Origin of the sequence: uncultured Intestinimonas sp. (assembly GCF_944387245.1) — a bacterium.
Lineage (GTDB): Bacteria > Bacillota > Clostridia > Oscillospirales > Oscillospiraceae > Intestinimonas.
In genome coordinates this window covers 1-11,896 of the sequence record NZ_CALXEE010000071.1, presented here as the reverse complement: position 1 = coordinate 11,896, position 11,896 = coordinate 1, and the positions used below count along the sequence as shown (strand labels likewise).

Genomic DNA, 11,896 nt, shown 5'->3' with positions numbered 1-11,896 from the left:
ACATAAACCAGCTACCTTTTCCGAGGCCAACGAGATGATTGACCGTTATATCCACTTTTACAATTATGAGCGCATCCGGTTAAAGAATGGAGAGGCGCCGCTTGCGCGACGCCTCTCCGCTTAAAACTCAATCGTTCCTACTAAGGGCTCTTTTTTGTACTGCCCGCACAATCTGGGGCAGTTCACAGTTCACTTGGCCGGGGGATTTTTATTTTGCGTTCCGTTCTCACGCGTCCGTCTGCTCCGGGCGGATGTCGCCGGTGACGGCGTTCCAGTAGTAGGTGCCGTTGTCGGTGGTCACGTACCAGGTGGGGACCAACCGGGTGGGCTCCGTCTGGGCGTCCATGGTGTAGCCGGCGGAAAAGCCGGTGATCTGGCTGCACACACGGCTGTTCTGCTTGACATAGTCGGCAAACCGCAGCAGCAGCGTCACCGTGTCCAGACAGCCCTCACCGCTGATGGGCTGGGGCGTGCCCACCAGGCGGTGGCTGGTGTCCCGCTGGATCTCCCGCAGCTCTCCATCCCGAAAAACCAGCGTGGCGGTGCAGTCGAAGATGGGGACACCCTCCCAGCCCTCCCGGACGATGACCACCGCCTGCCGGGGCCAGGCGGCGGTGTCAGCCATCTGCACCTGGGCGTCGATCCCAAGCCCCTCCATGAGGGTGAGGGCAAATTCCTCCGGCGTGCTCTCGCCCACCGGATAGGCCCCCTGGATAAACTCCGCGGAAAAGGCGCCGTTGATATAAAATTGAGCGGTGCCCTTGGCACCTTCATACCGCATGGAGTCCGACGGCGTGGCCGTCAGCTCACCCAGCAGCGCGGCGGCCTGGTTCTGCTCCAGGGCCTGATCCCGCTGCACCACCATGGGTGAAAGCTCCATCTCCTCCGGCAGCAGCTCACGGTCCAGCTCGATCCGGCAGGTGTTCCACAGCACGGTGATGGCATCCTCCCGGGCGTTCTCCGAGTAGCTCTGGCTCTCCTGCTGGCGGTGGAGCACCAGCACCAGCAAAAAAAGGTTCACGCAGGCCAGCATGATGATGATGATGTTCTTCAGCTTAGACCACTCCAGGATGCCTCACCTCCTCTCGCGGCGCGGACTCAGAACGCGCCCCAGTCCGCGGTGACCTCGTCGCCGCGCAGATCGTCATAGTAATAGAGCAGCAGCTCCGAGCCCTGGGCCTTCTGCGCCTCCAGCGCGGCGGTGGCCTGGAGCTCCGGCAGTACCTGGGGCCCCTGCTGCAAATAGGTGTACTTGCGCAGCTGGAGCTGGAACCCGGTGATGGCGCCGTCGGAAATCTCGATGCGGGCGGCATAGCCCAGCTGCCCCACCAGCACGGCGGCGCCGTCCAGCTGGTAGCCGATGAGGACGGCCACACCGTCCTCCGTCTCCTCCAGACCCTGGACATATAGCCGCGCGTCCCCGCACAGCGAGGAGGCAGAACTGGTCTGAAAAACACGCTCCACAAAAGCCCAGGCGCTCCCCACCAGCTCCCACTCCGCGGGGTTCTGGCTCAGGCCCTGGAGGGGAAAACGGGGATCGCTGCGCTCGGCGGCTTCGTAGGTCACCTGGCCGCTGTTACTGAAGCGCAGCTTCTCCGAGCCCTCCTGGATGGTGACGCCGTCCCGGCTCCGGTAGGACATGGACTGGGGCTGGAAGGACAGGCTCCGGACCAGAGCCTCAAAGGCGTCGCCGTAGTCCTCCGCGCCGTCGGTGATGGGGACCGGATTGGTCACGGAGAACCGGTCCGGCTGGGGCGGGACACCGCCCCCCAGCAGCGTGTAGGGCGCCAGGCTGGCATAGGCCTCCCCGCTTTGGAAGGCAAAGGAGGCGCCGTTGGGCGAGACCCCCGCCACAAACCGCTCCAGCCGCTGGGCCAGATCGGAGGCCGTCTCGGAGACATAGCAGTTGCCGGTGTTCTCGTCAATGAAATAGAGCATCACCCGGCCGTCCTCCTCCAGGGTGAGGAGCATCCGGCGGACGCTCTGGGTCAGATCGGCGTTCACTGCCCGGCCACCGCTGATCCAGGCCGTCAGGTTGGCCAGTGGCACCCGCCCCAGAAGATCCAGATAGATCCCGGGCCGCTGGGAGCTCAGCGCGGCCTGAAATTCCTCCTCACTGACCTGCTCCGGCGCTCCGGCACCGGTGAGAGCGTCGGCCAGGGGGTTGGTGAACTCCAGGAAGAGGCTGTCCAGAGCGGTGTTGTCGTACTGGATGCCGGCGCTGCCCTGAGGCGTGAGGACTACCATGCGGACCGGGCGGGGCAGGGTGCCCTGGCTCCAGTCCCCCAGCACCTGGCTGGGGGAGACGGGCTCCTCCTCGGAAAAAATGGACTTCAGACCGGACAGCAGGTGGCCGCCGCTGGCGGCGCCGTCTACGTAGAGCTGTGTGCGGCCCAACAGGTACAGCGCCGACAGGGCCAGCAGTACGATGAGCACGTTCTTCCCCCATTCAATGAGGGGGCGATTTTTCTCATTTCCCATGGGCAGGTCCCTCGATGGGCAGCTCGATGCGGATGGTGGTGCCGGGGCCCGGCCGGTCCACCAGGGCAATGATGCCCTCGTGGCGGTCCACGATCTCCTTGGCGATGGAAAGACCCAGGCCGGTGCCGCCTGACTCCCGGGACCGGGCCTTGTCCACCCGGTAGAAGCGCTCAAAAATACGGGGACGGTCGGTCTCGGGGATGCCGATGCCGTTGTCGGATACCTCCATCCACACCCGCAGGGGGTTCCGGCCGGCGGAGATGGCGATCTGGCCGTCGTCGGGGGTGTACTTGATGGCGTTGGAGACCACGTTCATCATCACCTGGAGCACCCGGTCCCGGTCGCCCACGATGTCGGGTACATCCGCGGCGATCTCCAGAGTGAGGGTGTGGCCGTGGCGCTGGGCGTCCATGAGCACGGCGTTGTAGATGTCCCGGACGGCAGCGGAGAAGGAGAAACGCTCCAGCTTGAGCTCGCTGCGGCCGGAGTCGAACCGGGACAGGGTGAGCAGATCCTGGACGATGTGGGTCATGCGGTCGGACTCGTTGAGGATGACCCCCAGGAAATTCTTCTCCATGGCGGGGGGGATGTCCCCGGCGCTGTCCACCAGAGTCTCGGCGTAGCTGCGGATGTTGGTGAGGGGGGTGCGCAGCTCGTGGGACACGTTGGCCACAAACTCCCGGCGCATCTCCTCATTCCGGCGTTGGGTGGTGACGTCGTGGATGACCACCATCACGCCGCCCTGGCCGCTCTCCTGGTCGAAGGGCGCCAGCAGCAGCTCCAGACTCCGGTTGCCGGCGGTGCGCTCGGCCTCCTGGTAGCTGGGTTGCTCCAGGCTCAGAATCTGGTCCAGAGGCGCCAGGTCCCCGAAGAGGCTCTCATAGGTGTCCTCGGGCAGGATACGGCGGCCCAGCATGTCCTCGGCGGCCGGGTTCTTCTGGATCACCCCGCCCTCCCGGCTGAAGGCCACCACGCCGTCAGTCATGTGGAGGAAGAGGGTGTCCAGCTTATTGCGCTCGTTCTCCGCCTCCCGGATGGTGGCCTGGAGCTGCCGGGCCATGGAGTTGAAGGTGGCGGTGAGCACGCCAATCTCGTCCTTGGAGGCCACCTCCAGCTTCCGGGAGAAGTCTCCGGAGGCCACCCGCTTGGCGCCGGCGGTGAGCCGCTCGATGGGGGTGATCATGGTCTTGGCCAGCAGGAAGGAGAGGAGCACCGAGCAGATGAGACCGAAAATCAGCGCCTGGATGATGAGCATGAAGATGGAGCTGTTGAGCTCGGTTACCGTCTGACGGTTATCGTAGATCTGGATGATGTAGGGCACCTCGCCCCGGGTGATGGGGATGGCCACGTCCATGAAGTCGGCGGTGATGTCGCTGCCGGTGGCCGGTTCCCCGGTGGCCAGCGCCCTGAGCACGTTGGGGCTCTTGTCCAGACTCTGGCCCAGCTGGTCGTCAGAGCCGGCCAGATAGGCCCCGGTGGTGCCGTCCAGAATGAAATAGTAGCGGGTACGCCCGTCCACGCCCAACTCGCCCATATTGGCCCTGAGCACGTCCTGGAGACCCTCCACACCGTTCTCCTCCCCCTCATAGGGGCTGGTGAGGTCCTCATAGAGGTCCTGAGCCGAGAACATGCTGCTCATGCGGGTGTTGAAATCGTCCAGGTAGTACCGCACCACGGCGTTCATCAGAAAGGCGCCCACTACCGTCATCAGGGAGATGATGAGCAGCACCATGATGAGCACCAGCTTCATATGGAGAGAGCGGAACATGGGAGCGGACCTCCTTTCTCAGGCGTGATTGGGGCGTGGGAGATGCTCAGGCGTTGAAGAGGTAACCCAGACCGCGTCTGGTCACTACGAACTGAGGACTTGCAGGGTCGCCCATTTCCCCATGCGGCGGGAGCCGCATGGGGACCCCCGCATATGACTTCGCATGCTCGGGGCAAGTGAATTGCCCCTGCGCCAGAGTGCCGCAGGCACCCTGTACCGCCTGACGGCGGTCCCATCTGCGATGGGGCCCAGTGGCGGACGGCCCGGCCCGAGCAGTTTGAGAATTCAGGCGTTGAAGAGATAACCCAGGCCACGGCGGGTCACCACAAACTGGGGAGAGGCCGGGTCGTCCTCCACTTTTTCGCGCAGGCGGCGGACGGCCACGTCCACCGCCCGGACGTCGCCCACGTAGCCCTCGTAGTTCCACACGTTCTCCATGAGGGCCTCCCGGGAGAAGACCTTCCCCGGGTTGGAGGCCAGGAATTTCAGCAGCTCATACTCCCGCTGGGTCAGATCCAGAGGGGCGCCGTCCTTATAGGCCATGAGCAGGTCGGTGTCGATGGTGATGCGCCCCAGCTCCAGGCGGCCGGAGGCCGGTTTAGAAGAGGGCTCCGCAGGGACCATGTTGCTGCGCCGGATGTTGGCCTTCACCCGGGCCATGAGCTCCCGCATGGAGAAGGGCTTTGTGATATAGTCGTCGGCTCCCAGCTCCAGGCCCAGGACCTTGTCGGTCTCCTCCTCCCGGGCGGTGAGCATGAGAATGGGGGTGGTGCGCCCCGCCTGCCGGATCTCCCGACAGACGTCGAAGCCGTTCTTCTTGGGCAGCATCAGGTCCAGCAGGATAAGGTCGGGGTCCTGCTCCAGAGCCAGCTGGAGCCCGGCCTCCCCGTCGTAGGCCTCCAGGGCGGTATAGCCCTCCTTGGTCAGGTTATAATTGAGAATGTCGACGATGTTCTTCTCGTCCTCCACGATCAGAATGGTCTTTCCCATTTTACGCCTCCCAGCTTGTCCATGTCGGTGTCGGTCACAGGCCCAGCAGCACTTTGGTCTTGAGCAGCCCGGCCACGGTCTTGGCGTCCTGGAGCCGGCCGTTCATGGCCTCCTCCAGCAGCGATTCAAAGGGCACCCGGTCCAGTTCCAGAAACTCGTCGGGGTCGGGGTGGCAGGGGCCCTGGTGGAGCCCTCGTGCCAGATAGAGGTGGATCACTTCGTCGGAAAAGCCCGGCGAGGACAGCAGTCCGCCCAGATATTCAAAGGAATCGGCGGTGAGACCGGTCTCCTCCTCCAGCTCCCGGATGCCGGCCAGGCGGTGGTCCTCTCCGCGCTCCAGCTTGCCGGCGGGCAGTTCGGTGATGACCTTGCCGAAGGGGTAGCGGAACTGCCGCACCACGGTGACGGTACCGTCGTCGTGGTAGGGCACCACGCACACGCCGCCGGGATGGGAGACCACCTCACGGCTTGACTCAGCGCCGTTGGGCAGGGTCACCCGGTCCACCCGCAGGTCCACGATGACGCCTTTGAAGATCGGCTTGCTGGATACCGTTTTTTCATACATTTCCATGTCCACCGCTCCTGTTTGCAGAATCAAAATCAGTATACCACGGTTTGCCGTGGACTGCAATCACCGGCAGTCTCAGACACCCCGGCAAAAGAAAAGATTTCCAGTGGAGAAAGCCGTAACATTCGTGTAAAATTTCTTTTGCTTTTACATACTAGGGATGGTATAATATCATCGCATCGGAGCGGGCACCTGTGAGCGTCCGCCTGTAAAAGAAACATTTACCGGGCCTGGAACCATTTCCCGGCCCTTGACGCGCCCCTTTCGGCGAGCCGGAGGGTGCGAGGAGAATAGAAGGTGCGGTTTTGACGAAGTATGTGATTCACGGGGGCAGACCGCTGTACGGAGAGATCGAGATCAGCGGCGCCAAAAACGCCGCGGTGGCCATCATTCCCGCCGCCCTGCTGGTGGACGGTGTGTGCCGGATCGAGAACATTCCCCAGATCAGCGATGTGACCCTTCTTTTGAAGATCCTCCAGGAGCTGGGCGCCGATGTGCGCACCGTGGACCGGACCACGGTGGACATCGACTGTACCCACATCCGCAACGCCAAGGTACCCGACGGGATGGCCCGGCAGATCCGGGCCTCCTATTATCTGATCGGCGCCCTGCTTGGCCGGTTCGGCTTCTCCCAGGTGCCGCCGCCGGGCGGGTGCCACCTGGGGGCCCGGCCCATCGATCAGCACATCAAGGGTTTCGTGGCCATGGGGGCCGACGTGGACGTGAGCGGCGGCTATATCAACGCCAGGGCTCAGGGGGGCCGTCTCCAGGGCGGGCAGGTCTATCTGGACATCGTCTCCGTGGGGGCCACTATGAACATCATGCTGGCCGCCGTGCTGGCCAAAGGCATGACCATCATTGAGAATGCCGCCAAGGAGCCCCACATCGTGGACCTGGCCAACTTCCTCAACTCCATGGGGGCCGACATCATGGGCGCCGGCACCGACGTCATCAAGATCCGGGGCGTGGACCGCCTGAGCGGCGGCGCCTACTCCATCATCCCCGACCAGATCGAGGCCGGCACCTATATGGCCGCCGTAGCCGCCGCCGGCGGCGAGGTCCGCATCAAGAACGTGATCCCCAAGCATCTGGACTGCATCACCGCCAAGCTGGTGGAGATGGGTGTGGAGGTGGAGGAGTCCGACGACTCCGTGCTGGTCCGCCGGGACCCCAACCGCCGGCTCACCCGCACCAACGTGAAGACCCTGCCCTACCCCGGCTTCCCCACAGACATGCAGCCCCAGATCGCCGTGGCCCTTTGCCTGGCGGAGGGCACCAGCGTCATCACCGAGGGCGTCTGGGACAGCCGCTACCGCTATGTGGACGAGATCCGCCGCATGGGGGCCAAGGTGCAGGTGGACGGCAAGATCGCCGTCATTGAAGGGGTGGACAAGCTCACCGGCGCGCCGGTGCAGGCCTGTGACCTCCGGGCCGGCGCCGCCATGGTCATCGCCGGTCTGGCCGCCGAGGGCACCACCGAGGTGGACTGCATTCACTATATCGAGCGGGGCTATGAGGACATCGTCCGCAAGCTCTCCGGCGTGGGGGCCGACATCCGCGTGGTGGTCACCCCCGACGAGGAGAAGGCCCAGGCCTCCGTGGGCTGAGAATGGAACATGAGGGCGGCGGTTTCAGGACCTGCCGCCCATGTTTTTTGCACGTTTCAAGCATACTGACATGAACACTGGGAGCGATCACCATTGCTGACATTGACCACACTGGCCAGCGGCTCCTCCGGCAACTGCGCCCTGCTCTCCGACGGGGAGACCCATCTGCTGCTGGACGCGGGTATCTCCTGCCGCCGGATCTGCACCGCCCTGGCCGGACTGAACATCCCGCCCGAGTCCATCGCCGGGGTCCTCATCACCCATGAGCACTCCGACCACATCTCCGGCCTGGCCACCTTACATAAACGGTTCCGCCTGCCGGTCTACACCAGCCCCGGCACTGCCCGGCAGCTGTGCTACCGCATCGCCGCCCTGGAGGACGTGGTCCGCCCCTGCGCCCCGGGGAGCAGCTTCACCGTGGGAGGGCTGGACGTGGAGACCTTCCCCATCTCCCACGACGCCGCCGAGCCCATGGGCTTCGCCGTCTCCAGCGGGGACCGGAAGGCCGCCCTGGTCACCGACCTGGGGGTGGTGACCCAGGCCGTCCGCGACGGCATGGCGGGGGCCCAGCTGGTGCTGGTAGAAGCCAACCACGACGTGGAGTGGGTCCGCTCCGGACCCTACCCCTATTATCTGAAGGAGCGGATTCTGGGCCAGCGGGGACACCTCTCCAACGAGGACGGCGGCGCACTGGCCCTGGGCGCCGTTCAGGGGGGCGCCCGCACCGTGGTACTGGCCCACCTATCCCGGGAGAACAATACCCCCCAGCGGGCCTTTGACGCCGTGAACACCATCCTCAGCGCCTACGGTCCCGACGATGCCGCCCTCACCCTGGCGGTGGCTCCCAGGGACCAGACCGGACCCGTCTACACCGTATAAGGAGGCCGCCATGCTGGACGTACACATCCTCTGCGTGGGAAAGCTGAAGGAGAAATTCTATACCGAGGCGGCGGCGGAGTACGTCAAGCGGCTGGGGGGCTACTGCCGCCTGACCCTGACGGAGCTCCCCGAGGAGCGCTTGCCCAAGTCCCCCTCCCGGGCCCAGATCGACGTCGCCCTGGAGAAGGAGGCCGCCGCCGTCAGGGCCAAGCTGCCCCCCAACTCCAGTCTGGTGGCGCTCTGCGTGGAGGGAAAGCCGTGCTCCAGCGAGGACCTGGCCAAACTGGTGTCCGACTGGAGCCTGAGCAGCGCCAGGCACCTGGTCTTTCTCATCGGCAGCTCCTACGGTCTCCACCCCTCGCTGAAGGCCCAGGCCTGGGTGAAGCTGTCCATGTCCCCCATGACCTTTCCCCACCACCTGGCCCGGGTCATGCTGCTGGAGCAGGTCTACCGGGCCTTCAAGATCAACGAGGGCTCCGATTACCACAAGTGAAGCCGTTTCTCTGTCAGTTTTCAACAAATAACCATTGTAGTCTACCCGGTGATTGTGCTATAATTTGAACAGCAAAGATGATGGGAGGTTCTTCCAATGTCCTACCGAGATACATATGAAAAGTGGCTCCACAGCCCCGCCCTGTCCGCCGAGGAGAAGGCCGAGCTGGAGCGCATTTCCGGCGACGAAAAGGAGATCGAAAGCCGTTTCTTCGCCCCGCTGGAGTTCGGCACCGCCGGACTCCGGGGCACCATGTGCGTGGGTCTGCACCAGATGAACGTCCACGTGATCCGCCACGCCACCCAGGCCTTCGCCGAGGTCATCAAGGCCGAGGGGAAGGAGGCCATGGAGCGGGGTGTGGCCGTCTGCTTCGACTGCCGCAACCACTCCGCCGAGTTCGCCAAGGAGACCGCCTGCGTCATGGCGGGCAACGGCATCAAGGTGCGGCTCTTCGAGTCTCTGCGCCCCACCCCCGAGGTGTCCTTCGCCGTCCGGGAGTACCACTGCATCGCCGGCGTCAACGTCACCGCCAGCCACAACCCCAAGGAGTACAACGGCTACAAGGTCTACTGGCAGGACGGCGCCCAGCTGCCCCCCCACCACGCCGACGCCATCGCCAAGAAGATGGCCGAGCTGGACCTCTTCGACTCCATCGTCCGCATGGACTATGATGAGGCTCTGAAGAGCGGCATGATCACCCTCATGGGGGCGGAGACCGACGAGAAGTTTTTGGCCAACGTCATGGGCCAGGTCAACGACAAGGCGGCGGTGGAGAAGGTGGCCGACACCTTCAAGATGATCTACACCCCCTTCCACGGCACCGGCTACAAGCTCATCCCCGAGGTGCTCAAGCGCCTGGGCATGAAGCACGTCATCTGCGTGCCCGAGCAGATGGTGGTGGACGGCAACTTCCCCACCGTGGTCTCCCCCAACCCGGAGAACCCCGAGGGCTTCTACCTGGCGGTGGACCTGGCCAAGAAGGAGGGCGCCGACTTCATCCTGGGCTCCGACCCGGATGCCGACCGTGTGGGCATCATGGTGAAGAACGACAAGGGCGAGTATGTCACCATCACCGGCAACCAGACCGGCGTACTGCTGCTGGACTACCTCATCGGGGCCAAGAAGCGCACCGGCAAGATGCCGGAAAAGCCGGTGGCCCTCAAGACCATCGTCACCACCGAGATGGCCCGGAAGGTGGCCGAGACCAACGGCCTGGCCTGCTATGACACCTTTACCGGCTTCAAGTTCCTGGCCGAGAAGAAGGACAAGCTGGAGAACGCCGGCGAGGGCAAGGTGATCTTCGCCTACGAGGAGAGCTACGGCTACATGCTGGGCGACTACGTCCGGGACAAGGACGCGGTGACCGCCGCTCTGTGCCTCACCGAGATGGCGGCCTGGTACGCCGGGCAGGGCATGACCCTGTACGACGCCCTCCAGAAGTGTTATGAGAAGTACGGCTTCTACGCCGAGAAGACCCTCAACCTGGTCATGCCCGGTCTGGACGGCCTCAAAAAGATGGCCGACCTGATGGCCGGCCTGCGGGAGCACCCCCCGGTGGAGATCTCCGGTGTGGCGGTCCTCCAGCAGAAGGACTACAAGGACGGCTCTGTGTTCAACGTCTCCGACGGCGCCAAGTCCGCCATGGAGCTCTCCGGCTCCAACGTGCTACGCTATGAGATGGCCGACGGCACAAGCCTCATCGTCCGGCCCTCCGGCACCGAACCCAAGGTCAAGGTCTACATCCTGGCCAACGGTGCGACCCAGGCCGAGTGCGACGAGAAGGTGGCCAAGTACGCCGTCTGGGCGGAGTCCCTCAAGGGCTGAGCACAGACCAAAATGACGACAGCCCCGCTGTCTCCCAAGGGAGACGGCGGGGCTGTTTTTGTCTTTGCGTTTGGTTTTGGTCCGGGTTATGGGACCCGGACGAGAAAAAGGATAAACAAATTATTGGTAATTAATGGTAAATACAACGTTTCCCGCTGGTACAACTATGGTTGAGGAGGGATGCTAACATGGCAACATATACACCAAACTATCAGCTGTACCAGTGGATACCGGAGGACAAGTTCCTGCGAACCGATTTCAACGAGGACTTCTCCAAGATCAACACGGCGCTGAAGGCGGCGGAGGGGGCCGCCGAAGCGGGAGATCAGAAAGTGCTGGGACAAGCTCAGGCTTGGGCCAGCGCCGCCCAAAGCGCCGCCAGCACGGCGCAAATCACGGCCGACCGGGCCCTGGCGGACCTGGAGCCGGTGAGCTACAACGTCTACAATCTCATGCTACAAAACTATTATGACGGCAAGGTCACGGGCTGGAAAAAGGCGCTGTTCTTTGACGGCTTCCGGGACCAAAGCGGCATCGCCAGTCTGAACAGTATGAACTGGGACGGCCCAAACCGCTCCCTGCTGCTGGACGCGGTGGGGCAACAGCAATCCAGTGTGGCCTTCGGCTGCGACTATACCTTTATGCTGAGCACCAACAACAAAATCGGGCTGGACTGGACGGCCAGTGGCAACGGGACCCTCACCAAGGTGGAGACGTACATCCAGGGCTCTGGTACGCTGGTCATTTCAAAGGGTGGGCAGGAACTGGTCTGTACCCCCATCGCCCAGAGCCAGCTCAAGGGCATCGCCAGTGTTACCGTAAATATGCCGATTGAGGTGGGGGTCACCTATCGCTTCGAAGTACATTCCGGCAGCAGCACCATTACCGTATCGGTGGCACACTCCAGTTACAATATGGGAGTTCGCCTGAGCTTCACCCCTAAGGTGGGCACCGCCGGGTCCATGGTATCCGTGGCCGTTTCGCCCGGTGTCACTGCCCAGCGGGCGGTGGCCTGGGTGCGGCACCTGAACGGTACCGCTTCCCTCTCCCTCCAAATCGGTGGAAGCTGGATCTCCATGACCCGTACCGCTACCCGTACTACCGTCAATTCGGATGGGACAAGCTGCACCGAGAGCGCATTTACCCTGGAGCGAGGTCTGAGTGGGAGCCTGACAACCAGACTGTCCTTTAGCACCAGTGCGGGGAAAAGTGTACGTGTCTATGATTATGGTGTTATCCTGATGTAAAGAAAAAAGGCCCCCCAAGACAAATTGAACTGAATTGAA

General features: G+C 63.4%; 11 protein-coding genes. 6 read left to right on the top strand and 5 right to left on the bottom strand.

Annotation, left to right across the window (positions count from 1 at the left end):
• Nucleotides 1-124 (top strand): IS3 family transposase (locus tag Q0K15_RS11150; protein WP_365933745.1); only part of this gene is annotated, 124 nt, incomplete at its 5' end.
• Between the two features lie 102 nt (nucleotides 125-226).
• Here the strand turns inward: Q0K15_RS11150 and Q0K15_RS09130 are convergent.
• From Q0K15_RS09130 to Q0K15_RS09110, 5 genes are all read right to left on the bottom strand, one after another.
• Entirely contained in the window at nucleotides 227-1,021 is a 795-nt protein-coding gene (locus Q0K15_RS09130; protein WP_294515522.1) for a hypothetical protein, read from the bottom strand.
• Nucleotides 1,022-1,098: 77 nt separating this feature from the next.
• The gene (locus Q0K15_RS09125) at nucleotides 1,099-2,481 is read right to left on the bottom strand and encodes a hypothetical protein (protein WP_294515520.1); all 1,383 of its coding nucleotides are present in this window, start codon (nucleotides 2,479-2,481) and stop codon (nucleotides 1,099-1,101) included.
• Nucleotides 2,471-4,249: an ATP-binding protein gene (locus Q0K15_RS09120; protein WP_294515518.1), complete on the bottom strand. Its 1,779-nt coding sequence runs from the start codon at nucleotides 4,247-4,249 to the stop codon at nucleotides 2,471-2,473. Before Q0K15_RS09120 ends, Q0K15_RS09125 begins: the two co-directional genes overlap by 11 nt.
• A 285-nt stretch (nucleotides 4,250-4,534) precedes the next feature.
• Entirely contained in the window at nucleotides 4,535-5,239 is a 705-nt protein-coding gene (locus Q0K15_RS09115; protein WP_294515515.1) for a response regulator, read from the bottom strand.
• Between the two features lie 34 nt (nucleotides 5,240-5,273).
• On the bottom strand, nucleotides 5,274-5,810 hold the full coding sequence (locus Q0K15_RS09110) for an NUDIX hydrolase (protein ID WP_294515513.1): 537 nt from the start codon (nucleotides 5,808-5,810) through the stop codon (nucleotides 5,274-5,276).
• Between the two features lie 302 nt (nucleotides 5,811-6,112).
• Here Q0K15_RS09110 and Q0K15_RS09105 point away from each other — a divergent pair, with 302 nt between their 5' ends.
• From Q0K15_RS09105 to Q0K15_RS09085, 5 genes are all read left to right on the top strand, one after another.
• Nucleotides 6,113-7,414 carry a UDP-N-acetylglucosamine 1-carboxyvinyltransferase gene (locus Q0K15_RS09105; protein ID WP_294515511.1) on the top strand — a complete coding sequence of 434 codons (1,302 nt, stop codon included), beginning with the start codon at nucleotides 6,113-6,115 and terminating at the stop codon, nucleotides 7,412-7,414.
• 93 nt (nucleotides 7,415-7,507) lie between these two features.
• Entirely contained in the window at nucleotides 7,508-8,293 is a 786-nt protein-coding gene (locus Q0K15_RS09100; RefSeq protein WP_294515509.1) for an MBL fold metallo-hydrolase, read from the top strand.
• 10 nt (nucleotides 8,294-8,303) lie between these two features.
• Complete coding sequence (locus Q0K15_RS09095; RefSeq protein ID WP_294515507.1) at nucleotides 8,304-8,786, top strand: 23S rRNA (pseudouridine(1915)-N(3))-methyltransferase RlmH; 483 nt, start codon at nucleotides 8,304-8,306, stop codon at nucleotides 8,784-8,786.
• A 96-nt stretch (nucleotides 8,787-8,882) separates the two neighbouring features.
• Nucleotides 8,883-10,610, top strand: coding sequence for a phospho-sugar mutase (locus tag Q0K15_RS09090; RefSeq protein ID WP_294515505.1), 1,728 nt, complete (start codon nucleotides 8,883-8,885; stop codon nucleotides 10,608-10,610).
• Nucleotides 10,611-10,798: 188 nt separating this feature from the next.
• The gene (locus Q0K15_RS09085) at nucleotides 10,799-11,857 is read left to right on the top strand and encodes a hypothetical protein (RefSeq protein ID WP_294515503.1); all 1,059 of its coding nucleotides are present in this window, start codon (nucleotides 10,799-10,801) and stop codon (nucleotides 11,855-11,857) included.
• Nucleotides 11,858-11,896: the final 39 nt, after the last annotated feature.

Coding starts and splice junctions, on each gene's coding strand:
- Q0K15_RS09125 (WP_294515520.1), bottom strand. CDS start 2,481: ATGGGAAATGAGAAAAATCGCCCCCTCATTGAATGGGGGAAGAACGTG.
- Q0K15_RS09120 (WP_294515518.1), bottom strand. CDS start 4,249: ATGTTCCGCTCTCTCCATATGAAGCTGGTGCTCATCATGGTGCTGCTC.
- Q0K15_RS09115 (WP_294515515.1), bottom strand. CDS start 5,239: ATGGGAAAGACCATTCTGATCGTGGAGGACGAGAAGAACATCGTCGAC.
- Q0K15_RS09110 (WP_294515513.1), bottom strand. CDS start 5,810: ATGGAAATGTATGAAAAAACGGTATCCAGCAAGCCGATCTTCAAAGGC.
- Q0K15_RS09095 (WP_294515507.1), top strand. CDS start 8,304: ATGCTGGACGTACACATCCTCTGCGTGGGAAAGCTGAAGGAGAAATTC.
- Q0K15_RS09090 (WP_294515505.1), top strand. CDS start 8,883: ATGTCCTACCGAGATACATATGAAAAGTGGCTCCACAGCCCCGCCCTG.
- Q0K15_RS09085 (WP_294515503.1), top strand. CDS start 10,799: ATGGCAACATATACACCAAACTATCAGCTGTACCAGTGGATACCGGAG.